The 23,520-nt window shown below is 64.4% G+C and carries 22 protein-coding genes and 2 pseudogenes; 12 read left to right on the top strand and 12 right to left on the bottom strand.

Going from position 1 to position 23,520, the window contains the following annotated elements:
- Positions 1-26 precede the first annotated feature (26 nt).
- A complete protein-coding gene (locus tag NJT13_RS21280) occupies positions 27-593 on the bottom strand; it encodes a PhnD/SsuA/transferrin family substrate-binding protein (RefSeq protein WP_254525540.1) in 567 nt (188 codons plus the stop codon).
- A gap of 177 nt (positions 594-770) precedes the next feature.
- Here NJT13_RS21280 and NJT13_RS21285 point away from each other — a divergent pair, with 177 nt between their 5' ends.
- A complete protein-coding gene (locus NJT13_RS21285) occupies positions 771-1,040 on the top strand; it encodes a sulfurtransferase TusA family protein (RefSeq protein ID WP_254525541.1) in 270 nt (89 codons plus the stop codon).
- Between the two features lie 98 nt (positions 1,041-1,138).
- Here the strand turns inward: NJT13_RS21285 and NJT13_RS21290 are convergent, their stop codons facing one another.
- The 5 genes from NJT13_RS21290 to NJT13_RS21310 all read right to left on the bottom strand — a co-directional run bounded on the left by NJT13_RS21290 (position 1,139) and on the right by NJT13_RS21310 (position 8,488).
- Positions 1,139-1,957, bottom strand: a complete 819-nt coding sequence (locus tag NJT13_RS21290; protein WP_254525542.1) for a GNAT family N-acetyltransferase — start codon at positions 1,955-1,957, stop codon at positions 1,139-1,141.
- 237 nt (positions 1,958-2,194) lie between these two features.
- Entirely contained in the window at positions 2,195-4,648 is a 2,454-nt protein-coding gene (locus NJT13_RS21295; RefSeq protein ID WP_254525543.1) for a xanthine dehydrogenase family protein molybdopterin-binding subunit, read from the bottom strand.
- The gene (locus tag NJT13_RS21300) at positions 4,645-5,211 is read right to left on the bottom strand and encodes a (2Fe-2S)-binding protein (RefSeq protein WP_254525544.1); all 567 of its coding nucleotides are present in this window, start codon (positions 5,209-5,211) and stop codon (positions 4,645-4,647) included. The genes NJT13_RS21295 and NJT13_RS21300 overlap by 4 nt, the downstream gene beginning before the upstream one ends.
- Positions 5,212-5,498: 287 nt before the next feature.
- Complete coding sequence (locus NJT13_RS21305; RefSeq protein ID WP_254525545.1) at positions 5,499-7,943, bottom strand: xanthine dehydrogenase family protein molybdopterin-binding subunit; 2,445 nt, start codon at positions 7,941-7,943, stop codon at positions 5,499-5,501.
- A complete protein-coding gene (locus NJT13_RS21310) occupies positions 7,940-8,488 on the bottom strand; it encodes a (2Fe-2S)-binding protein (protein ID WP_254525546.1) in 549 nt (182 codons plus the stop codon). Before NJT13_RS21310 ends, NJT13_RS21305 begins: the two co-directional genes overlap by 4 nt.
- 254 nt (positions 8,489-8,742) lie before the next feature.
- On the opposite strand from NJT13_RS21310, the pseudogene NJT13_RS21315 reads away from it, so the two are divergent.
- Positions 8,743-8,979: pseudogene (locus NJT13_RS21315) on the top strand (NAD(P)-binding domain-containing protein); the annotation flags it as partial.
- A 252-nt stretch (positions 8,980-9,231) separates the two neighbouring features.
- Here NJT13_RS21315 and NJT13_RS21320 read toward each other — a convergent pair.
- From NJT13_RS21320 to NJT13_RS21330, 3 genes and pseudogenes are all read right to left on the bottom strand, one after another.
- Entirely contained in the window at positions 9,232-9,612 is a 381-nt protein-coding gene (locus tag NJT13_RS21320; RefSeq protein ID WP_254525547.1) for a Rid family detoxifying hydrolase, read from the bottom strand.
- Positions 9,613-9,659: 47 nt separating this feature from the next.
- On the bottom strand, positions 9,660-10,292 hold the full coding sequence (gene cofC, locus NJT13_RS21325) for a 2-phospho-L-lactate guanylyltransferase (protein ID WP_254525548.1): 633 nt from the start codon (positions 10,290-10,292) through the stop codon (positions 9,660-9,662).
- An 89-nt stretch (positions 10,293-10,381) separates the two neighbouring features.
- A pseudogene (locus NJT13_RS21330) lies at positions 10,382-10,609 on the bottom strand (pyridoxal 5'-phosphate synthase lyase subunit PdxS); the annotation flags it as partial.
- A gap of 173 nt (positions 10,610-10,782) precedes the next feature.
- Here NJT13_RS21330 and NJT13_RS21335 point away from each other — a divergent pair.
- From NJT13_RS21335 to yqeB, 7 genes are all read left to right on the top strand, one after another.
- Positions 10,783-12,180, top strand: coding sequence for an NCS2 family permease (locus NJT13_RS21335; RefSeq protein ID WP_254525549.1), 1,398 nt, complete (start codon positions 10,783-10,785; stop codon positions 12,178-12,180).
- Positions 12,181-12,354: 174 nt separating this feature from the next.
- Positions 12,355-13,740: a uracil-xanthine permease family protein gene (locus tag NJT13_RS21340; protein ID WP_254525550.1), complete on the top strand. Its 1,386-nt coding sequence runs from the start codon at positions 12,355-12,357 to the stop codon at positions 13,738-13,740.
- A 193-nt stretch (positions 13,741-13,933) separates the two neighbouring features.
- Positions 13,934-15,604 (top strand): adenine deaminase, encoded by a 1,671-nt coding sequence (gene ade / locus NJT13_RS21345; protein WP_254525551.1) that lies wholly within the window; start codon positions 13,934-13,936, stop codon positions 15,602-15,604.
- A 124-nt stretch (positions 15,605-15,728) separates the two neighbouring features.
- Positions 15,729-16,100 (top strand): DsrE/DsrF/TusD sulfur relay family protein, encoded by a 372-nt coding sequence (locus tag NJT13_RS21350; protein WP_254525552.1) that lies wholly within the window; start codon positions 15,729-15,731, stop codon positions 16,098-16,100.
- Entirely contained in the window at positions 16,097-16,450 is a 354-nt protein-coding gene (locus NJT13_RS21355; protein WP_254525553.1) for a DsrE family protein, read from the top strand. The genes NJT13_RS21350 and NJT13_RS21355 overlap by 4 nt, the downstream gene beginning before the upstream one ends.
- Before the next feature lie 2 nt (positions 16,451-16,452).
- Positions 16,453-16,698: a hypothetical protein gene (locus NJT13_RS21360; protein ID WP_254525554.1), complete on the top strand. Its 246-nt coding sequence runs from the start codon at positions 16,453-16,455 to the stop codon at positions 16,696-16,698.
- Complete coding sequence (yqeB, locus tag NJT13_RS21365) at positions 16,695-18,272, top strand: selenium-dependent molybdenum cofactor biosynthesis protein YqeB (RefSeq protein WP_254525555.1); 1,578 nt, start codon at positions 16,695-16,697, stop codon at positions 18,270-18,272. The genes NJT13_RS21360 and yqeB overlap by 4 nt, the downstream gene beginning before the upstream one ends.
- Positions 18,273-18,332: 60 nt before the next feature.
- Here the strand turns inward: yqeB and selD are convergent, their stop codons facing one another.
- Together selD and NJT13_RS21375 are read right to left on the bottom strand one after the other, a co-directional pair.
- Entirely contained in the window at positions 18,333-19,409 is a 1,077-nt protein-coding gene (gene selD / locus NJT13_RS21370) for a selenide, water dikinase SelD (protein WP_254525556.1), read from the bottom strand.
- A complete protein-coding gene (locus NJT13_RS21375; protein ID WP_254525557.1) occupies positions 19,402-19,662 on the bottom strand; it encodes a sulfurtransferase TusA family protein in 261 nt (86 codons plus the stop codon). The genes selD and NJT13_RS21375 overlap by 8 nt, the downstream gene beginning before the upstream one ends.
- A gap of 163 nt (positions 19,663-19,825) precedes the next feature.
- Between NJT13_RS21375 and yqeC the strand changes: the two genes are divergently transcribed.
- The 3 genes from yqeC to hpt all read left to right on the top strand — a co-directional run bounded on the left by yqeC (position 19,826) and on the right by hpt (position 23,034).
- Complete coding sequence (yqeC, locus tag NJT13_RS21380) at positions 19,826-20,578, top strand: selenium cofactor biosynthesis protein YqeC (protein ID WP_254525558.1); 753 nt, start codon at positions 19,826-19,828, stop codon at positions 20,576-20,578.
- Positions 20,579-20,857: 279 nt separating this feature from the next.
- Complete coding sequence (locus tag NJT13_RS21385; RefSeq protein ID WP_254525559.1) at positions 20,858-22,072, top strand: MFS transporter; 1,215 nt, start codon at positions 20,858-20,860, stop codon at positions 22,070-22,072.
- 410 nt (positions 22,073-22,482) lie between these two features.
- On the top strand, positions 22,483-23,034 hold the full coding sequence (gene hpt / locus NJT13_RS21390) for a hypoxanthine/guanine phosphoribosyltransferase (protein WP_254525560.1): 552 nt from the start codon (positions 22,483-22,485) through the stop codon (positions 23,032-23,034).
- A 283-nt stretch (positions 23,035-23,317) separates the two neighbouring features.
- Here hpt and NJT13_RS21395 read toward each other — a convergent pair whose 3' ends face one another.
- On the bottom strand, positions 23,318-23,509 hold the full coding sequence (locus tag NJT13_RS21395) for a hypothetical protein (protein WP_254525561.1): 192 nt from the start codon (positions 23,507-23,509) through the stop codon (positions 23,318-23,320).
- Positions 23,510-23,520: the final 11 nt, after the last annotated feature.

Below are 23,520 nucleotides of genomic sequence, written 5' to 3' on the forward strand. Positions count from 1 at the left end.
CCGTTCGCAATCGACTCGAGAGATAATCACAGCCCACGACGAGGACGAATACGGCGCCGATCGCGGTCAGCAACTTCCGATACTGGAGCCGCTGTATCGTGATCGTGAGGTAATACCCGAGTCCGCCGGCACCGACGAATCCGAGTACGGTCGCCGCCCGGATCGAACACTCCCATCGATACAGCGTGTACAACACCAGCGTCGGCGTGATCTGCGGGACCATTCCGTGGACGCTCCGTCGTCCCGTCCTTTTCGCCGACGGCGAACGCGTTGACGTCGGCGCGCTGACTCGCGACGACGTACGAGACGCCGCCGAAGTATGCGATGTCGACGTGCTCTCCGGTCGTCGCCTGGACCAGACCCGCGTAATCGGACGTCGTATCCAGATCGATTTCGGTCCCGAGTTCCTCCTCGAGGTGATTTGCGAGCGGAACGTTCCTGTCGATCGCCGTTTCCGGATCGACGTCCGGAATGACGCCGACGGAGAGTTCCTCGCCGTCCGCACTTCCGAGACAGCCTGCCGTGAGACCGATAGACGCCCCGATCACGCCGAGAAACGAACGTCTGGTCGGCCCGCTTCGAACGTGCACCATCGTACGTGATAGTATCTCACTCCCGGTATAAAATTCGCCTCCAGCCGACCGTGTTCCACTGGCGTCGCAAACCGTTTGCGACGGTGTTTCGAGCATTCCCTCGTTTTCGACGGGGCCCACACACCGCCGCCGAACCGGCCACCAACTGTTATTACCGGCGTGCCCGTACCTGGGGACGTGCACGTCGACGTCAGTGGAATGGTCTGCCCGCAGCCGGTGAGCATCGTCCGGCGCTGTCTCGAGGAACTCGAGCCGGGTGACGAACTCGTCGTCACCGGCGATTATCCGCCCGCTGAGCGGAGTATTTGCAGAACGTGCTACAAACACGGATACGCGGTGGCCGATGCCACCGCGACCGACTCCGAGGGGACGGAGACGTTCTCCCTCCGGATCCGCGTCCCCGAACGGGCCACCCCATCAGCGGACGAGACCGTTCCGCGAAGCTGACGTTCGAGCGGCTCCGAAATCGTCCCGTTTCACCCGCTCTCGTTCGGATCGCGGCTCGACTCTCGGTTGGCCCGCGCAACGGTTCCTCGTCGAGTTCGTCAGTCGGGACGCGTCCCGCCGTCGTCGAGCCGCCACGCCAGTATCACTTCGTCGACGGGCCCCGATTCCGTGCGATAGCGATCCTCGCGTCTGGCGTCGATTTCCCAGCCCTCGGATTCGAGGGTCTCGATGGCAGCCGCGTTCGTGGCCGGAAGCGAGCGATAGACCTTCCCGTATCCTCGGGATCGTGCCCACTCGAGACCGTACTCTCGGAGGCGCCGCTCGAGACCGCCGTCGCTCTCACGAGTTCGATTCTCGCGGGCGCCGCTCGTCAGCGACACCGTGTGTCCGCCCCGCGGCCGAGACGAACTGAGAAGGACCCACCCGCGGAGTTCGTCCGCCGTGTACGCGGCGTATGCGACACGTTCACAGACCCCGTCCTGGCGAAACAGTCGCCCCTCGGACGCGACTCGCCGAGCGATCCGTTCCGCCGCGACGTCGGGAGTCTCGCCGTCGTGCTGTCGAAGACGGGAACGCAGGTCACCGTACTCGGCACACCGCACCGGTCGAATCGTGACTTCCACGTCGGCTTCGGGAGAGGTGATCGATTTCGGCTCGGAGAGCGTTTCGACGTCGAATCCGATTCGAAGTCGGTCCCCATCGGCCGCGAGAAACCCGAGTCGTTTGAGCGCGGCACAGTGGTGGACGACACCGCGTTGCTCGGTCACGGAACCGAACCGCTGGACCAGTCGCTCACCGGTCACCGGCTCGTATTCGCGGACGAACTGATAGACGCGTCGCTGGCGCTCGCTGAAATAGCGTTGCTCCTGATCGAACCGGGGGGTTCCCTGTGCCTTCCGTTGGTCGTCCGTTCCCATGTTCTTCCTCCGACGGTCGCGTGCCTCCCTTCGAGAGCAGGTCCCGTCCGCGTAGTCCGTCTCCACGGCGTAGCGCTATTTAACTCCTCAGCCGTGTGGCAATTATGTCCCTTCGTCACAGATACTGGAGCGACGGCCACACCGAGTGGCACGCGGTACGCAAGGGCACGGCCACCGAAGCATCCGTCACCGGCTCTCCCGAGAGGAGACGTCGAAAATAACGGTCACTCCACGGCGTTACGAATCGCGACGGTCGAGTGCCGCTTTGACGTCCGCCGCGGTGATCGGCAACGACGTCACGCGCACCCCGACGGCGTCGCGGATGGCGTTGCTGAGTGCGGGCGGGATCCCGTTCGTCGGCAGTTCGCCGATGGATTTCGCGCCGAACGGACCCGTCGGTTCGTGCGTTTCCACGAGGATCGTCTCCATCGGCGGGTGGTCCGTCGTCCGCGGCATCCCGTACTGACGGAACCCGGTCGTCTGCGGGTTCCCCTCGTCGTCGAAATCCAGTCCGCCGCTCGTCGCGTACTCGAGGCTCATGTGTTGGCCGCCCTCGACCTGTCCCTCCGCGAGCGGGGGGTTGATGGCGACTCCGCAGTCGGCCGCGTAGACCAGTTTGTTCAGTTCGAACTCGCCGGTCTCCTCGTCGACGGTCACGTCCACGAACTGCGCGCCGAACGGCGGCGGACTCTCGTCCGTCGAGTGGTGTCCGTCGCCCATGATCTGTTCGCGCTCGTCGTGGCCGTAGGTTGCCTCGTAGCCGATCTCCTCTAAGTCGACGCTCGCGCCCGTCTCCTCGCTGTAGACTTCCCCGTCTCCGGTCTCGAGGTTCGATTCAGGCTCCTCTATGAGTTTCGCGCCCCAGTACAGCAGTCGATCTCTGGCGTCTTCGGCGGCCTTCTTGACGGCGGTTCCGCTGATGTACGTCGTCGAGGAGGCGTAGGATCCGTAGTCGAACGGGGTGACGTCGGTATCCGAGGACTCGACGACGATGTCTGCGGGGCGACAGCCAAGCACTTCGGCTGCGACCTGGCTGAACATCGTGTCGTTTCCGGTCCCGGTGTCGACGCCGCCGACGTGGAGGTGAAACGAGCCGTCCTCGTTCATCTTGAGTTTCGCAGCGCCGAGTTCCTTGCCCGCGACGCCGCTTCCCTGTGCACAGATCGCCATCCCGACCCCGCGATGACGGTGGTCCTCGTCGGGTTGCTCGATATCGTCCCAGTCGATGGCCTCCATGCCCCGTTCGATACACTCTCGAAGGCCGCAGGAGCGGATTCGCCTGGCGAACCGATCGTCGTCTTTGAGGATGGTCGAGACGTCGTCGAGGTCCCCCTCTCGGATCGCATTTCGCCGTTTGAACTCGACGGGATCGATCCCGAGGTCTCGCGCCACCTCGTCGACGTGCGACTCGACGGCGAAGTGTCCCTGCGGTGCGCCGTAGCCGCGCATCGCAGCACCCATCGGAAGATTCGTGTGGACGACGTCGCCCTCGAACCGGATGTTCGGCACGCGCGGATACAGGGGTAGCGCCTTGGTCCCGACGTTCGTGGCCACCGTCATTCCGTGCGTGCCGTAGGCGCCGGAATTCGAGCGCGCGTAGAGGTCCATCGCCACGATCGTTCCGTCTTCGGTCACCGCCGATCGCATCGTCATGTCCATCGGATGGCGCGACCGCAACGCGTAGAACTCCTCCTGTCTCGTCATCTCGAGTTTGACGGGCCGGTCGGCTTTCAGGTGCAGTGCGAACGCGATCGGTTCGATCGCCATCTCCTGTTTCGCGCCGAAGCCGGCGCCGACGCGCGGTTTCTCGACGCGAATATCCCGGATCGGAACGTCGAAGACGTGCGCGAGTTGCCGTCGCGTGTGGTTGGGCACCTGCGTCGCCGTGATGAAGGTATAGCGGTCGTCTTCGTCCGTGTAGGCGATCGTCGTGTGCGGCTCCGGGACGCAGTGGGACTGATACGGCGTGTCCAGGTCGGTCTCGTGAACGCGAACGTCGTCGCGCTCGAGTGCGGCGTCGACGTCGCCGATTTCGCCTTCGAAGTGCGACTCGAGGTTGCGGTCGTAGTCCGATCCGCTCTGTGCGTTCTCGACGTCGTCGTCATCGAACAGTTGCGGGGCCTCGGGTTCCATCGCCGCCTCGACGTCGAAGACGGCGTCGCGTTCCTCGTACTCGACTTCGATCGCGCGGGCGGCGCGATCGGCGATCTCGCCTGTCTCGGCGGCCACGGCCGCGATCGGGTCGCCGACGAACCGCACGTGTCTCCGGAGGACCCGCATGTCCCACGGACTCGGCTCCGGGTAGGACTGGCCCGAACTCGAGTACAGCGTCCCGGGAACGACGTCGTCCCAGGGCGTGACGACCGCGTACACGCCCTCCATCTCCTCGGCGGCGCTCGTGTCGACGTTCGTCACGTCGCCGTGTGCGATATCGCTGCGGACGACCGTCCCGTGGACGAGGTCCGGAAATCGACGGCTGTAATCGGCCGTGTATCGGGCCTCGCCCGTCACGATCTTCCGCGCGTCGTCCTTCTCGACGTCCGTCGTGAGGTTCTCGCGTTCGTCCTCGCTCTTGCGATTGTTCTCCGGTTCGTCCCACTCCATCGGGGACCGCTCGGCATCCGCGCTTCGCTGACGGCTCTCCTCGGCCGTGCCCTCTTCGGGACGGTCTCGTTCGGTGGGCGTACTCATCGATCCGTCTCACCTCGCGAATCGCCCTCGAGTCGTTCATGGACGCGGTCACACGAGCGCCCGAACTCCGTACCACCGCGTCCCCCGTCCGCCGCGACCGTCCGTTCGTCCACGTTCTCCGCCGCCTCGAGGACCGCTTCGACGATTTTCTTGTACCCGGTGCACCGACACAGGTTGTCCGACAGCGCCTCTCTGACCTCCGCTTCGCTCGGTGACGGGTTCTCCTCGAGCAGCGCCTTCGATCGCATGATCATGCCCGGGATACAGAACCCACACTGGAGCGCCGAGTTGTCGACGAAGGCTTGCTGTACCGGGTGAAGGTCGTCCTGTGTCCCGAGGCCCTCGATCGTTTCGACGGCCGCACCGTCGGCTTTCGCGACCGGCGTTATACACGACATCGTCGGTTCGCCGTCGATCTGGACCGTACACATGCCACACGCGCCGGTGTCACAGCCGCGCTTGGCGCCGGTGTACCCGTTTCGACGTAACACGTCGAGCAGGAGGTCGGATTTCGATGCCTCGAACGAGCGTTCGGTACCGTTGAGTGTACATTCGATGTGCATATGGCTCCCTCTATGGGTGATGCTACCACTATACCTCACACGTCACGTACGGGACCCTTAAGATTTGTCGAGGTTTCTGCTCTCTATCACTCTGTAAAAAAACATGTTCTGCGATCGCCCAATCACCGACGGTCGAACTGGACGGCAGGGGCGGTGAACGTCACGCAATCGAGAGAATCAAACGAAACGGTCGATCCGGCCGCGACCTCGAATGCGCGGATCGGGAGGGCAAAAACGAGAGCAGAAGCGGGAGAGGGCCGACCGAAGTGTCAGGTAAGGGACTCGGTTCACTCGTCGTCTTCGAGGGCGGCTCTGATCTTCTCCGGGGTGATCGGCATGTCGGTGATCCGAACGCCGACCGCCTCGCGGACGGCGTTGCTCAGCGCCGGCGGCACCGTGTTCGTCGGCACCTCCGCGACGGATTTCGCGCCGAACGGACCGGTCGGCTCGTGGGTTTCGACCAGGATCGACTCGATCGGGGGCGTCTCCGACGCCGTCGGCCAGTCGTACTCGTCGAAGCTCGTCACCGCCGACCGGCCATCGTCGTCGAACGTGATGCCCTCGCAGACCGCCATCTCGTAGCTCATGTGGTTCGCGCCTTCGACTTGCCCCTCCGCCATGCCGGGGTTAATGGCGACCCCGCAGTCGACCGCGACGACGAGTTTGTTGACCTCGAACTCGCCGGTTTCCTCGTCGACGGTGACGTCCGCGAACTGCGCGGCAAACGGCGGCGGACTCTCCTCCGTGCAGTGGGTCCCCTTTCCGAGGATGTGTTCGCGTTCGTCGTGGCCGTACGCGGCCTCGTAGCCGATCTCTTCGAGATCGACGCTCGCATCCGTCTCTTCGCTGTAGACCTTGCCGTTTCCGGTCTCGAGGTTCGATTCGGGCTCCTCTATGAGTTTCGAGCCCCAGTAGAGGATGCGCTCTTTCGCGTCTTCGGCGGCCTTCTTGACCGCCATGCCGCTGATGTACGTCGTCGAGGAGGCGTACGCCCCGTAGTCGAAGGGAGTGACGTCCGTGTCGGACGATTTGATCACGATGTCCGTTTCGGGACAGCCCAGTACTTCGGCTGCGATCTGGATGAACGCCGTGTCCGCTCCGGTTCCGATGTCGACGCCGCCGACGTGGAGGTGAAACGAGCCGTCCTCGTTCATCATGAGCTGGGCGGCGCCGAGTTCGTCGCCCGCGACGCCGGTTCCCTGCGCCGAGAGTGCCATCCCGATGCCGCGGTGAAGTTGTGCCTCGTCGGGTTGCTCGAGGTCGTCCCAGCCGATCGCCTCTTTCCCGCGTTCGATACATTCGTCGAGTCCACAGGATCGAATCCGGCGCTCTGCGCCTTCGCCGCCCATCATGCCGGCGATCTCGTCGAGATCGCCGACCTCCATGTAGTGGTTCTGACGGAACTCGATGGGATCTATGTCGAGGTCGCGGGCCACCTCGTCCAGGTGTCCCTCGAGCGCGAGGGTGCCCTGCGGCGCGCCGTAGCCGCGCATCGCACCGGTCTGTGGAGTGTTCGTGTGGACGATGTCGGCTTTGAATCGCGCGTTCGGGACCTTCGAGTACAGCGGCATCGGCTTGCTGCCGACGTTTCCGGCGACCGTCATCCCGTGGCTCCCGTACGCGCCCGTGTTCGAGAGCGCGTACAGATCGAGGGCTTCGATCGATCCGTCGTCGGTGACCGCGGTCCGCGCGCGGACTTTCATCGGGTGTCGCGACCGCATCGCGGAGAACTCCTCTTCGCGCGTGGCCTCGTAGATCACGGGTCGATCGGTCGCGAGCGAGAGCGCGAGCGGGATCGGCTCGACGACCATGGCCTGTTTGCCGCCGAAGCCGCCACCGACCCGCGGTTTCGAGACGCGGATGTCCCGAATGGGGATGTCGAACAGGTGAGCTAACTGCCGGCGCGTGTGGTTTGGCACCTGCGTACTCGTGACGAGAACGTGTCGGTCGTCCTCGTCGGTGTACGCGAGGGTGGTGTGTGTCTCGATCTGGGCGTGTGACTGTCGGATCGTCTCCCACTCGCTCTCGTGGACGTGGACGTCGTCGCGGTCGACGGTCTCGTCGACGTCGCCGATCTCGCCTTCGATCTGGGACATCCGATTGCGGCTGTAATCGTGCCCGACGATTTCGTTCTCGACCTCGTCGTCGCCGAACAACTGCGGTGCGTCCTCGGAGTAGGCGTCCTCGGGATCGAGCACGTACTCGTCTTCCTCGTACTCGACTGCGATGCGCTCGGCCGCGGCGCGTGCGGTTTCGGCGTCGTCAGCCGCGACCGCCGCGATGGGATCGCCGACGTAGCGGACGTGCTCGTTTAACACGTTCATGTCCCACGGACTCGGTTCGGGGTAGGACTGGCCCGCACTGGTGTACTTCGCGTCGGGCGTCTCTTCGGACCACGGCGTCAGGACGGTGCGGACGCCGTCCATCTCCTCGGCGGCGCTCGTGTCGACGTCCGTCACGTAGCCGTGTGGTATCTCGCTCCGGACGACGGCGGCGTATGCGAGACCGGGGAACTGCGTCTCGTAATCCGCGGTGTACTTCGCCTGCCCGGTGACGAGTTTCGGGTCGTCGTCTTTCTCGGCCGGCCGCGAGACGCTGGCTCGCTCGTCCGGCGCCAGGTTGTTGTTCTCCGGTTCGTCCCACTCGAGGGGATGGTCCTCGAGCGCCGCGACGTCCTGTTCTGTGTGCGATGCCGTCCCGCCATCGGGTTTTGGATCGTCTTCGGTAGTCATGTGTCTCGCGTCTCACCGGGTCGGTCGGTCGCCTCGTGGGCGGTCGATTCGGACGGCGCGCCGCCGTCCGTCGCGACGGCTCCGTCGCCGTGTACGCGCTCTGCGGCGTCGAGGATCGCTTCGACGGGCTTCTGGTAGCCGGTACACCGACACAGATTGTCGTCGATCGCCTCCCGGACCTCCCCCTCGGTCGGGTTCGGGGTCTCCTCGAGCAGTTCCTTCGTCTGGACGATCATGCCCGGGATACAGAACCCACACTGGACCGCGAAGTGATCGACGAACGCCTGCTGAATCGGGTGCAGATCGTCCTGGCTCCCGAAGCCTTCGATCGTCCGGATGGTCGCGCCGTCGGCCTCCCGGACTGCTTTCCCGCAGGCCATCTCCGCGCTCCCTTCGATGAGCACTTTCGAAGCGCCACAGACACCGCCGTCACAGCCGCATTTCACGCCGGTGTACCCTTCGCGTCGGAGTACCGATGCGAGGTCGTCGTCCGGCGCTGCTTCGATTTCGAGCGATTCGCCGTTGACGGTCAGGCTGAACTGCACAGTGATCCCTCCTGTAAGCGTGTCACTAGCATACGTGTCGTTGTGATAGATGTGAGACAGCGCTACATATAAGTATGGTTGTCTCGGTTCGCCGCGGTCGAGCCGGCGCGTCCGTCGTCGGACCCTCTCCACGAGTCCGGATCGCGACCCGACCCGTCGTGGCATACCGTGTGCCGGATGCGCACACGGGTATGGAGCGGCCGCACACGCCCGCAGACGGATACTTCTAAGAACGCGACCCTCGATTCGCCCTCATGGAGATTGCACTCCTCGGCGGAACCGGAGATATCGGCGAAGGACTGGCGCTGCGATGGGCTCGTGACACGGATCACTCAGTCATCGTCGGCTCGAGAGACCCGGAGAAAGCGACGCGTCGAGCGAACGACTACGAGGCGCTCCTTTCGGAACGCGGTGCGGACGCAGACGTCGTCGGCGTCGGAAACGCCGAAGCCGCGGCGACCGCCGACGTCGTCGTCGAGAGCGTGACGCCGCTTCTGATCAACCTCGCGATGAACAACGACGGGATGCACGACCTGGGCGTTCGATTTCGGTGACGCAGCCGGACGATCCGGAGTCGATCGTCCCGCTGGTAGTTCCCGTTCTCGCGGCTGATACCGGGAGCAGTCGCCCCGCACGATCGAATCCGCGTTCTCGACTGTCGGTCTCTCGAGTGCGGGGCCGATACGGTCGGCTCCGTCTCGACGTTCGGAAAAGGGGATGAGAACCCGAGTATCGCGGCCGATTCAGTCGTGTGCGGCGATCGCTTCGATTTCCACGCCGACGCCCTTCGGCAGGTTCGCCACCTCGACGGCGCTTCGGGCCGGCGGTTCCTCGTCGAAGAAGTCGGCGTACGTCTCGTTCATCTCGTCGAAGGCGTCGATGTCGTCGAGAAAGACCGTGACCTTGAGGACGTCGCTCATCTCGAGGTCCGCTTCGGCCAGCACCGCCTCGACGTTTGTCAGCGATTGCTCGGTCTGGACGGCGATCGGCTCGTCGTCCAGTAACTCTCCAGCCGGCGTCATCGGAATTTGACCGGCGGTGAACGTGATGTCGCCGTTGGTCGTCGCCTGACTGTACGCACCGACCGCAGCCGGGGCGTCGTCGGTACTGAGGATGCGCTTCATACAGCGTGCATACAGGTACGAACGCTTAAACGTTACCCAGCGAGGATTTACGCGGTCATCTCGTCCGAGATTCTGACGGCGGTAACGCGTCCACTCTGCGAGTCGAGCCGAAAGCCCGCATCGCGAAGCCACGCGTCAGCCCGTCCCGATCCGTGAAGCAACACTTCGACGATATCCGCCGGCTCGTCGACGTCGACCCCGAGGCGGAACGAATCGACCGTCGCGACTGACGCGCCGACGGCCCGTGCAGCATCGCGGTGATCGAGATACGACGACCCGTGATAGTCGACCCTGAAGTCGGGGTGCCGTATCGCGAGCGCGTTCGTTCCCCCGCCGAGTCCCGGCGCGATCACGATATCGGCGGCGGGCTCGAGCAGTCGGTCGATCGCCTTACACGTCACGAGCGGGAGGTCGGCCAGGAGCACGCAGAGCGGCCCCGTCGTCTCCCGTCGATACGCGTTGACGGCCGGCGAAAGCGGCCGCTCGTCGACGCGGACGGACACTCCGTCCAGTTCGATTTCAGCGGTCGAGAGCACCAGCGGGGTCGCATCCGCGTTCCGCACCGCCCCGAGGACGTCTCGGAGCATCGCCTCCGCGAACGCTCGCCGCTCGTCGGCGGACAGGACGCCGCCGAGTCTCGTTTTCGGCTTCCGGGGATCGAACGGGATCAGCACGCGCATGCATACGTCTCTCGAGCCCCGCGTCTTACGTATTCGCAATCTGCTGACCCGGTGAACTCGTGCTCGTCGATGTGGGAGGCGTCGTCGGCGGGGTCTGCCATCCGGGCGACGCCGCCGCGCTTTCTGATGTTCGCCGGGACGGCCTCGAGGGCCATGACGGCAACCGCGCCGGCGTCTTCGGCGATGCGCGCCTGTTCGGGGTCGACGACGTCCATGATGACGCCGCCTTTCTGCATCCGCGCGAACCCGCGCTTGACGAGTTCCGTTCCGCGTCGCAATCCCTCGAAATCGGCGTCTGCGTTTCTCGGCGTAGCCATTACGGTTCATAGCTCCGGCAGGACCGCCATCAACGTGTCGTCGGACGCCCAATTGCGTCCGTGTGCCACGAGAGAGACGCCGTTTGCCACACTCGAGGCGGTCCGTTGCAAAACCGTCCGGACAATAACTTACCCAGGAAACCTTTTTATTGATATGGTTTAACATGGGTCATATGTCAGATTCGACTGGCAGCAATTCGCGGGTGGCGGGGTTCTTCGGGTTCGAAGAACACGGTACCGACTTGAAAACAGAGGTGGTCGCGGGGATAACGACGTTCCTCACGATGTCGTACATCATCGTCGTCAACCCCGCGATTCTCTCCGCGGCGATCCAGATAGACGGATACAGTTCGCAGGAGGTGTTCCAGATGATCGCCATCGCGACGATCCTTTCGTCGGTGATCGGCATTCTCGTAATGGCCCTGTACGCGAATCGTCCGTTCGGTCTGGCGCCGGGGATGGGGCTGAACGCGTACTTCGCATTTACCGTCGTCATCGGGCTCGGGGTACCGTGGCAAACGGCACTCGCGGCCGTCTTCGTCGAGGGGATCGTTTTCGTTCTGCTGACGGCCGTCGGTGCGAGGCGGTACATCATCGAACTGTTCCCGGAGCCGGTCAAGTTCGCTGTCGGCGCCGGTATCGGGTTGTTCCTCCTGTTGCTCGGCCTCATCGAGATGAACGTTATCGTCGCGGCCGATGCGACGCTGGTCCAGTTGAACGATATCGCGACGGACCCGGTCGCGCTTCTCTCGCTCGCGGGGCTCGGATTGACGCTCGTTCTCTACGCGAAGGGTATCACCGGTGCGATCATCGTGGGGATACTCACGACGGCGCTCGCCGGTTGGGGGCTTACGCTGGGTGGCGTCGTAGATCGAGGGGTGCTCGCGCCGGAAAGCCTCTCCTCGGCGCAATACGATATCACGCCGCTGTTCGGCGCGTTCGTCGACGGCTTCGGCGATATCGAACCGGCGACGTTCGCGCTCGTCGTGTTCACGTTCTTCTTCGTCGACTTCTTCGATACCGCGGGCACGTTGATCGGCGTCTCCCAGTTCGGGGGATTCCTCGACGATAACGGCGACTTGCCCGAGATGGAGAAACCGCTCATGGCCGACGCGGTCGGCACCACGGCCGGCGCGATACTCGGGACGTCGACGGTGACGACCTTCGTCGAGAGTTCGTCCGGGGTCGAAGAGGGCGGCCGGACGGGGATGACGGCGCTTACGGTCGGCGTTTGCTTCCTGGTGTCCCTCCTGGCCGTCCCTCTCATTACCGCAGTCCCGCAGTACGCGTCCTATCTCGCGCTCGTCGTCGTCGGACTCATCATGCTGGGGGGTGTGACGGACATCGACTGGGGCAACTCGGCCTGGCTCATCCCGAGCGGCCTCACGATTACCGTCATGCCGCTTACGGCCTCCATCGCGGACGGACTCGCGGCAGGGATCGTCAGTTATCCGATTGTCAAGGCGTCGATGGGAGAACTGGACGACGTCCGCCCGGGGCAGTGGGCGCTCGCCGTGGCGTTCGTCCTCTATTACTACGTCACCGCGGGAGGTATCATATCTGGAACGTGATCGATCGGTTGGCGTTCGTACATTCGAATCCACGATACGGCCAATAGATCCCGAAATAATACGATAGTACACCTATTTGTGTCTATGTGCCGTCCTTTTCCGAAATTCATTGGCTAAACTCCCTCCTTACAAAGAATTTATCAAGGACGGGAGTGATCTGGAGTATGTTAGCCTATGTCATCCAGTGACGGATCGATAGACCTGGCGTACGAATTAGAAGACAAACCACCAATACCAGAGGCAATTTTACTCGGATTGCAACACGTCTCGGCGATGTTCGTCCCGACGGTCGCCGTCGCGATCATCGTCGCCGGTGCGGTCGGTGTCAGCGGCGGTGACACGACGTACCTCATTCAGATGGTACTGGTATTCTCCGGCCTGGCGACGCTCGTCCAGGTCTTCCCGGTCGGCCCGGTCGGTGCGAGACTCCCGATCGTAATGGGGACGAGTTTCGCGTTCGTCGGCGCGGCGATAGCCATCGGCGGACAGTACGGACTCGATGCGGTCTTCGGCGCGGTCGTCATCGGTGCGCTGGTCGAAATCCTGATCGGCTGGCAGTACGAGCGGATCAAGGGGCTGTTCCCGCCGCTCGTCACCGGCCTCATCGTCATGATCCTCGGTCTGTACCTGATACCGGTCGGGATGGACTACATGGCGGGCGGCGTCGGCGCGTCCGATTACGGCTCGTACACGAACCTCGGCCTCGCGTTGCTCGTTCTGGGGATCACCGTCGGGATGAACCTGTTCATGGAGGGGATCTGGCGACTCCTCAGCATTCTGATCGGCATCGTCGTCGGCTACGTCGTCGCCGTCGCCCTGGGTGTCGTCGATTTCTCCACGGTCGCGGACGCGGGCTGGTTCGCACTCCCGGTTCCGGGCCGATTCGGGTTCCAGTTCGAACCGGTCGCCATCCTGACGATCACCGCGATTCACATTACCGCGGCGATAGAGTCGATCGGTGACATGTCCGGGATCACGGCCGCAGAGGGTCGAAACCCTGACGACGACGAAATCGGCGGCGGGCTGTTCGTCGACGGTCTCGGCAGTTCGCTGGGCGCCATTTTCGGCGCGTTCCCGCTGACGACGTTCTCGCAGAACGTAGGGATTATCAACTTCACCGGCGTCATGAGCCGCTACGTGGTCGGCATCAGCGGGGCCGTGCTGCTGGTGCTCGGATTCATTCCGAAAGTCAGCGCCGTCGTCGCGACGATCCCCAGCGCCGTTCTCGGCGGCGCGGTGATCGTCATGTTCGGCATGGTGATGGCGAGCGGCCTCCGGCTCATCTTCCTGAACGAACGCATGAATCGGCGGAACATGGTCATCATGGCCGTCTCGATCGGCCTCGGTCTCGGCGTCGAAGTGCGGGCCGAGATCTTCGAGGCCATGCCGACCGGCGTCAGCATCTTCTTCGGCAACGCGATCATCGTGACCGCGATCTGTGCGGTCGTGCTCAACACGCTCGTCCCGCGACCGGACGGCGGCTACGAGATGGGCCTCGAGGAACCGGTCGACGGGGACGACCCGTCACCGGCCGAGCCCGCTGCCACGCAGGAAGACTAACCGCTGGCAACCCGCCGACCGTTCCGTCTTGCACGAAGAGTAATGGCCCACGAAATACGTAGTATACACGAAACTCAGTCATGATCACAGAGTGGACACCCACCGAACGGCTGTCTGGACCAGTTCGGAACGATCGCACGTTCGGTACGGCAACGATCACTGCAGCACGTGCCAGTCACGGTCGGATCCGCCCATGAGCCGCGTCGACACCCTCGTTCGAGGCACGCTCGTCAACGTCAACACCGGCGTCCTCGAGGACCGGGCGATCGCGATAGACGACGGAGAGATCGTGGCACTCGAGGAACGGCCGGCGGACCGTGAACTCGAGGCCGAGTACGTGGCACCGGGGCTGATCGACGCACACGTCCACGTCGAATCGAGCATGGTCACGGTGGCGCAGTACGGCGAAGCGATGGTTCCGCGCGGGGTAACCAGCATCGTCCACGATCCCCACGAGATCGCCAACGTCCTCGGCGCCGACGGCGTCCGGGCCGCCTTCGACGACGCGAGACAGACCCCGTTGAAGGTCCGGTTCGGCGTCCCGTCGAGCGTTCCCGCGTCGACCTTACAGGACGGCGGTGCGACGCTCGACGCCGACGCCGTCGCCTCCCTGCTCGATCACGAACTCGTCGTCGCGCTCGCGGAGGTGATGGACCTCCCCGCCCTCGTCGGTGGGGACGAGGATCTCCACGCGAAGATCGAAGCCGCACGCGAGCGCGACCTGACGGTCGACGGCCATCTCCCGCGGGTGTCCGGATCGGACCTCCAGGAAGCCGCGCGATTCCTCGACAACGATCACGAGAGCATCACCCGAACCGAGGCTCGAGAGAAAATCGACCTCGGGTTCAGAGTCTATCTGCGCGAAGGATCCTCGACGAAGAACCTCGCCGACCTCGTCGGTCTCGTCGACGACGTTCCCACGCGTCGGCTGTCGCTGTGTACGGACGACCGCGACGTGGTCGATCTGGTCGAAAACGGCGGCGTCGACTTCGCGGTGCGAAAGGCGATCGACGAGGGCGTCGACCCGGTCGAGGCCGTTCAAATGGCGACGCTGAACACCGCCGAATCGTACGACCTTCCGTTCGGCCGGATCGAACCCGGCGCACCGGCCGATCTGGTGCTGCTAGAGGACCTCGAGTCGTGGCGCGTCGAGCACGTGCTCGTCGACGGGGACATCGATCCCACGGCTACCGAGCGCGACCCGCCGTCGACCGCGCTTTCGACGGGAACCGTCGATTTCGAACCGGTCACGGCTGCCGACCTCGCACTCGCCGCCCCGGCGTCGACCGCGGAGCGCGCCGAGGTCCGCGTTATCGACCTCGTCGAGGGGATTCAGACGGGACGGGCCGAGGCCTCCCTTCCCGTCGTCGACGGAACGATCCACCCGGCGCCCGACGAGGACGTGCTTCCGATCGCGGTCGTCGAACGACACGGTACCGACGCGGGTATCGGTCGCGGCTTCGTCAGCGGGCTTGGCCTCGAACGCGGCGCGATCGGGTCGACGGTCGCCCACGACGCGCACAACTGCGTCGTCGCGGGCGCGTCGTACGATACGATGGCTCGAGTCGCGAACCACCTCCGGGACGTCGACGGTGGGATCGCCGTGTGCGAACCGGACGGCGACGGAGCCGAGATGTCGTCGATTCCGCTACCGGTCGCGGGCCTGATGTCCGACGATCCGCTGGCGGCCGTCTACGAGCGGTTCAAGGCGGTCACCGACCGCGCGGAGGCCCTCGGTCTCGACCGTCACGGACTGATGACCCTCTCGTTTCTCGCCCTCGAAGTGATCCCCGAGTACCGGCTGACGAATCGGGGACTGGTCGACGTCGAGCGCTGGGACCACGTCGACGTCGTGATCGAGTAAGTGGGCGCCGCCGGCGCAGTCTCGCGTCCCGTTCGGACGGACGCGAACTCCGATCGTCGTCCCGCCTGCCCCGAACGTTGTGGGATGCTAACTCTTATTATCGCAGTCGGCCAACGTCTCGGATATGATCCACGTGGGGTTTTTGCTCACCGGCGGCCCCTTCGACAGCGAACGGTGGCGGACCGCCTACGAACTCGGCCGGGCGGCGCTCGACGCCGGCCACGAGGTCACGTACTTTCACTATCTCGACGGCGCGTACGTCCCGGTATCCGACCAGCACCTCCCCGACTGTTCGGACGCGGGGCTGTACGACGAGATGCCCACGGAGAAGTTCCAGGACCTGATCGACGACGGCGCGACGGTCTTCTGTTGCGGTCTCTGCGTGAACGCACGCGGTATCGACGCCGAAACCGACTACCCCGACGGCGTCGAGGTCGGCTTGCTACCGGATCTGGCGGATATCCTCGGGGAAGCCGACAGGGTGATCTCCCTGTGAAACGAGACGTCGTCGTCTTGCTCACCCGGGGCCCGTACGGGCGCGTTCACGTCCCCGAAGGACTCCGGGCGGCCCGCGGGGTCGCGGCCGGTTTCGACCGGCACGACGTCTCGGTCGTGTTCACACAGGACGGAATCTACGCCGCTCGAGCGGCCGTCGACCGCGATGCGCTCAACATGACCGGCCACCTCGTCGATCTGGCCGAGGAGGACGGCGACCTGTTCGTCGACGGGGCGTCGATGGCGGCGCGAGACGTGACGCCCGACGAGATCGCGGCCGACGTCGGTGTCCGTTCCGGCGAGGAAATCGCGACGATGATCGAACGAGCGGATCACACCCTCGACTTTTGACAATGTTGTACCTGATAGACAAACCGATGGCGGAAGTCGGATTGCGAACGGCGGCGAACGACGCCGACGGAATCGTCGTCCTGATCCAGGACGGCGTCCTGCTCGACCCGGACCTCGACGCGCCGACGCTGGCGGTCGAACGGGACGTCGAAATGCGCGGTCTGTGCCTCCCCGAACGAATCGATACCGTCACGTACGACGAACTGATCTCGCTCATGGTCGATCACGAGGTGACGTCGTTCGTATGACGCTGTTCGATCGCGTGGACGACCTCGTCGCGCAGGGACGACCGGCCGCGATGCTGACGATCGTGGCCAAAGACGGCAGCGCGCCGCGGGACGTCGGGGCGAAAATGCTCGTGACCGACGACGACGAGTACGGGACGATCGGCGGCGGGACGGTCGAGGGACTGGCCGTCGAGGACGCCCGCGACGTCCTCCGCGGTGACGTGAATCCGGGCGTCCGGACGTACGAACTGCGCCCCGGTGGAAATACCGGCATGGTCTGTGGCGGTTCCATGGACGTCTTCATCGATCGGATCCGCGGCCGGGCGCGTCTCTACGTCGCGGGCGGCGGGCACATCGGCGTCGAACTCGCGGCGATGGCAACGCGACTCGGCTACGACGTCACCGTCGTCGACGACCGCGAGGAGTACGCCGCTCCGGAGCGATTTTCCGCGGACGTCGACGTCGTTTGCGGCTCCTACGACGAGGTCCTCGCGGAACGTCCGATGACGTCGGAAACGGCGGTCGCCGTCGCGACGCGAAGCGGAACGTTCGACCGGCAGGCCGTCGCCGCCGCCCTCGACGGCGGCGCCGGCTACGTCGGCGTCGTCGCAAGCGTTGACAAGACGGCGCACATCTTCGACTCGTTGCTCGAGGACGGGTACTCGCGTCGAGACCTCGTTCGGGTCCGCGCGCCCGTCGGTCTCGACCTCGGCGGGGGCGGGCCCGCGGACGTCGCGCTCTCGATCCTCGCGGAGTTGCACCGCGATCGCCACGGTGCGACCGGCGAGCGCGCGAACCGACACGACGTCGAGGACCTCGTCGTCCTTCGGGGCGGCGGAGACCTCGGCAGCGGCGTGGCCTACCGCCTCCATCAGGCGGGCTTTCCGGTTATCGTGACCGAGACGGCCCGACCGACCGTCGTCCGACGCGCAGTCGCGTTCGGGACGGCGATGTACGACGGCGACGTCACCGTTCAGGGCGTGACGGGCCGTCGCGTTGCGGACGCGGACGAGGCGCTCGCCGTTCTCGCCGACGACGAGGTCCCGGTGCTCGAGGACCCCGACGGGACCGTCGTCGACGAACTGGAGCCCAGGGCCGTCGTCGATGCGATCATGGCCAAAGGAAAATTCGACACCGGAACGCGGCGAGACCTCGCAGACGTCGTCGTCGGCCTCGGTCCGGGGTTCGAGGCCGGCGAGAACGTGGACGCGGTCGTCGAAACCGATCGCGGACACGAACTCGGCCACGTCATTTACGACGGCGAACCCAGCCCGTACGACGGCGAACCGGGCGAACGTCGCGGGTACACCCACGAACGCGTGCTCCGCGCACCGAGCGACGGCGTGTGGTCACCGTCGGTCGAAATCGGCGAGGCCGTCGAGGCGGAAACGACCGTCGGCTCCGTCGACGACGACCCCGTCGTCACGGAGATCGGGGGACTCGTCCGGGGGCTCGTTCACGACGGCGTTTCGGTTTCCGCCGGCGCGAAACTCGGCGACGTCGATCCCCGCGACGACGTCGACTACACGAAGATTTCGGACAAGGCGCTCTGTCTCGGCGGTGGCGTCCTGGAAGCGGTGCTCAAGCTCTCCTAGCGTTCGTTTCCGGCGACCATCCTGCAAAGCCCGAATCGAACACTGGCGCCGTGTGGACGGTTAGCCCCGGATTCGTTCGACCGTCGGATCGACCAGCGACGCGCCCGAGCTGGAGGTGACGCGGCCGACCTGGCGGTAGAAGACGTTCGCCGCCGAGAGGGCGGATTCGAACGCGTCGGTGCGTCCGTCCGGAACAGAGAGCAAGAGGCCACCGCTGGTCTCCGCGCTCTCGCCGTCCTCGAGACCGTAGCCGAAGAGCCGCGAGAGTTCGAGGGTGCCGTCGATGAGCGGAAGGTGCGTGAGTTCGACGCCGACGCCGGCGTTCTCCGCGAGGACGCGGGCCTGTCCGAGCAACCCGAAGCCGGTGATATCGGTCGCGGCCGTCGCGTACTCGCGGGCCGCGAGCATCGCATCCCTGTTGGGCGTCGTCATCCACGCGAGCGCTTCGTCGGCGATGTCCTGGACGGGTCGCGCCGCCGTTTCGGCGATCGTGTCGCCGAACTCGCCGTCCCGCACGCGGAGTGCGCCCATCGCCGGTTGCGTTCCGAGGGGTTTCGTCAGATACAGCCGATCGGCCGCCGCGGCGCCGCTCGTTCGAAGAATGCGATCCGACGGTGCCGTGGCCACGACGGTGCCGCCGGCGATCGGCCACGGGTTCATGATGGTGTGCCCGCCCCCGACGACCCCGCCCATTTCGTTCACCGCGTCGACGATCCCCCGCAGAACGTCCGTGGCTGCGCCCGTTACCTCCCGCGGAAGCCCGAGAACGACGAGGAACGTCAGATCGTCGCCGGCCCCGGTCGCGAAGGCGTCGCTGGCCGCATTACACGCGGCGACGCGGCCGAACTCGTACGGGTCGTCCACGATCGGCGTGAAGAAATCGATCGTCGATACCAGACTGAGCCCGTCCGCGATCACGCGTGCGCTCGCATCCTCTCCGACGCCGACCTGCAGGTCCTCCTGCGCGCTCGATAATCCGACGTCCGCGAGCAACGAGTCGAGTTCGGCCTGTCCGACCTTGCACGAACAGCCGTGGAGTTCCGCGTATTCGGTCAGGGCAGGCGGCCGGTCGTCGCCGCCCTCGGCCACCCGGTCGTTTCCACCCTCGGCCGACCGATCGTCGCCGCCCTCAGTCATCCGCATCCCCCGATGGGCTCGAGTCGCCTGGTGGACGGATAAGCAATTCGAAGCCGCCGTCGACGTCGTCGGGGACCGGTCGATCCTCGACTTCGTATCCGTGTTTCGTACACGTTCGTCGGAGATTCGACTCCGCTGGCGGGTAATCGCCTCGGACGAGCAGTTCGTCGCTCCGATCGAGTTCGGACAACCGCTCCCGGACGATGAGGGCGGGGCGCGGACACACTTCCCCCGTGACGTCCACACGTTCCATAGGCTCTCTACCGAGTCCGTCCGAATAATTGTATCGCCGCAGCGGTCTGCGGGCCCGCCTCAGCCGTTTCTCGTGGACTCGCGTTGTGGGTCCTCGCTGCCCGCCTCGTCCGGCCTCCCGTTCGCGCCGTAACGCTCATGCCGTCGGCCAGTGAGTGATCGCTATGGACCTCGCCGATGGGCTCGGACTCGAGGACGACGAACTCGTCTCGTTCGTCGGCGCAGGGGGGAAAAAGACCGCCATGGGTCACCTGGTCGCCGAGGCGGCCGACCGCGGTCTCGATGCGGGATACACCACGTCGGTGCAGATGCCGCCGCCACCGGACGTTCCGCTCGCGCTCACCGACGGCGAGCGCCCTTCGGCCGACCTGGACGATGTGACGGCGCCGGTCGCGATTGCGAGGGCTCGCGTGTCCGATCCGGACCGGGTCGACGAGAAGGTGCGTGGATACGCGCCGGACGTGTTGAGTTCGGTCTTCGCGGGCGGCCGGTTCGACTGGCTCCTCGTCAAGGCCGACGGTGCGAGAATGCGCGAATTCAAAGCGCCGGGCGCCGACGAACCGCAAATCCCCACCGCGAGTACGGTCGTCGTCCCGGTCGTCTCCGTTCGGGCCATCGGCCAGCCGCTCACGGACGATATCGTTCACCGAGTCGACCGGATCGAACGGTGTACAGCCCTCTCCGCTGGCGAGCGGATCACCGCCGCCGCCGTCGGCCAGGTGCTCGCACACCCCGACGGGGGGCTGAAGAACGTTCCCGCGGACGCGACCGTCGTCCCGCTCGTGAACAAAGCCGACACGGCCACCCTCGAGCGGCGGGCGACGGACGCGCTTTCGACCGCGCTCGCGCGCACCTCGCGTTTCGATCGCGGACTCGTCACGTCCTTCGAGACCGACCGCCTCGTCGTCGTCAACTGAGCGGTGTCGTGATGCGCCCCCTCCGGGCACGCCCCTCGCCTCCCGCTCGCGTGCTGTCGGGGGCCGATCGCAGATTTCCCCCCGTCCGGTTCCGACGGGAGGGAACGGAATTTTTTATTCGCTCGAACGATTCGTGTGGAACGAACGACGAGTGATAGAACCAACCGTGTCCCCGTTCGGTCGTCGATTCTTCCCGCGCGTCCCTGGTCACGACTCCGCTCACCACAGGCGACTCGAGCGGTGGACGAGTGGAACTGCCGTGCGCCCTCGCGCCATCACATGACGAACCAGCGTCCCAGCGAGACCGAACCTCGATCCGTTCCGTGGCGGTCCCCGTCGCTGCACGTCGTGTTGGGGAGTTCGTTGGTCGGCGTCATGGGCGTCTCCTTGCTCAGTCCGGTTCTGCCGTCGCTCAGAGCCGCCTTCGGCATTACCGACGCACAGGTCGGTCTGATCGTCACCGTCTATACGTTGCCGGGGATATTTTTGACGCCGTTCGTCGGCCTCGTCGCCGACAGACTCGGCCGACGCCGAACGCTCATTCCGTTGCTGTTCATCTTCGGGATCGCCGGAACTGCGATCGCGTTCACGACGACCTACGAGACGGTGCTCGTGCTCCGATTTTGTCAGGGAGTCGGTGCCAGTGCGTTGATCACGCTCGCCATCACGCTCATCGGGGATTACTACGACGGGCCCCGACAGCGATCGATTATCGGGATCAACAGCAGCGCCATCGGTACCGGAGCGGCGCTGTACCCCCTGATCGGCGGCGCCCTCGCGGCGATCCGGTGGAACGTTCCGTTCCTCTTTTTCGGGGTCGCCGTGGTCGTCGGAATCGCCGCCGCTGTGATCCTCGAGGAACCGGCGGTCGATGCGCCGCCGTCGCTCCGAACGTACGCGAAACGCGTCGGACGAGCGGTAACGGCACGGGACGCGTTCGGCATTTATATCGCTTCACTCTCCACGTTTTTCCTGTTCTACGGTGGTGTGCTCACTGCGATCCCGCTCTTGCTCACCGACGAGTACGGGGTCGTCGAACCGTCTCTCGGCGGTATCCTCGCAGTCGTTTCGTTCTCGAACGCCGTGATCGCGTCGTTCTACGGCCGTCTCGAGCCCTACTTCGATCTGTCGACGCTGATCGCGATCGGGTTCTCGTGTTTCGGCCTCGCGTTGCTCGGGATTCGAATCGTGACCTCGCCCGCACAGGTCGCCCTGTTGCTCGCGGTTTTCGGTGTCGGGTTCGGTCTCGTCATGCCCTCGCTCAACGATACGATCGTCACGATCGCCCCCGACCACCTGCGCGCGAGTATGCTCGGGACGCAGACGAGCATGCTTCGGATCGGACAGACGATCGGTCCGATCGCGTTCACCTGGCTCGCCGAGTTCGGATTCGCGACACCACTCGCAGGGTATCGCGTCGTCCTCCCCGTCGCCGGGGTACTTTCGATCGGGTGTGCGGCGGGCGGGTGGGTCCTTCTCCGACTCGAGGTGTGACTCGCCGTCCGTCGGGCCGCACCGGTATCGAAGTATTCTCCTCCGGATACGTTTCCGTCGAACTCATAATTTCAGTATATGATATGCGGAACGAAAGGCAGCCGCATCCCGACAGGGATGGTGGAAAAGTGCAACAAAATCGCCGATATAGTGCAAAAATCAAATTTGGTGTGATGTTTCTAACACTCGCATATTTGGGTCTGAGGAGGGTACAAACAGCATATAATTTGGAAAAAATACAAAAATATTGCTCGAGTAATTCCTATAGGCGGTTACTCGACAAAATCCTACTGGTGAAGATTATCAGATATTTTTCAGTTTCCCCATCTTATTTTCTGATTCGACTTTCGACACTCGACTCTGAGACGCCGCAACCAACATCTTTTATTGGCATTGTGGCAAGTACCGATATGGAAAAATTGGAACGTTCGGTCCACGAGGCGCCCATCATCAACAAAGGTGACTACGAGTATCTCGTTCATCCGATCAGTAACTGCGTCCCGAAACTCGAGCCGGCCCTCCTTCGAGAGGTTGCGTCGCGCATCGTGGCGGTCGCCGATCTCGAGGACGTCGACAAGATCGTCACCCCCGCAGCGATGGGGATTCACATTTCGACCGCCGTGTCCCTTCTCTCTGACATTCCGCTGGTCGTTATTCGGAAACGCGAGTACGGACTGGACGGTGAGGTTTCGTTGACACAGCAGACGGGCTACTCGGAGAGCGAGATGTACATCAACGACGTCGACGAAACGGATTCGGTTCTCCTGCTCGACGACATGCTCAGCACTGGGGGTACGCTCCGGGCGATCACCGACGTTCTCGACTCCATGGGGGTCGATATCGTCGATGTTATCGTCGTGTTACGAAAAGTGAGCGGCGAAGACGCGTTGGCCGATATTTCACACGACGTGACGTCGCTTCTCGATATCACTGTCCAGAACGGTAACGTCGAAATCGTGTAGTCCACGATCGTCTGCCACAGTGTGTTCTGGATCTGATACATATCCGGAACGGACGACCGGTGATCGAAATCCACACTGTCCGTTCGGACGGCCATCGGTGCGCCGCGGTTTTATCGCGACCGATCGATCCACCGGGGAGCGGTTCGGCGACGTCCTGCGGCGACGAACCCTGTTCGGAGTGCGCTACCGCACACCGAATTCCACCTCCGAACGGCGGTCCTTCTCGCCCACGACCGACCACTCGAGTTCGGTGGAACGGTCGTGTCCGGGACCCGACCCCGGCTCACCACAATTGCACGTAGTTCCCGAGTGCCAGAAACGTAAATAAGAGGAAGGCCAGAAAGACGAGCGTCGAGATCGCCTGTGACTCCGGTGTCGCCATCACTCGAGCCGGGGTTGCCGTCAGTCGCGCGACCATCTGACTCCGCACACCACTCTCCGGCCTCTCCCACTCCGACCCGTTCGTTTGTGACATATGGTCGCATA

This window comes from Natrinema caseinilyticum (genome assembly GCF_024227435.1).
Classification (GTDB): Archaea; Halobacteriota; Halobacteria; order Halobacteriales; family Natrialbaceae; genus Natrinema; species Natrinema caseinilyticum.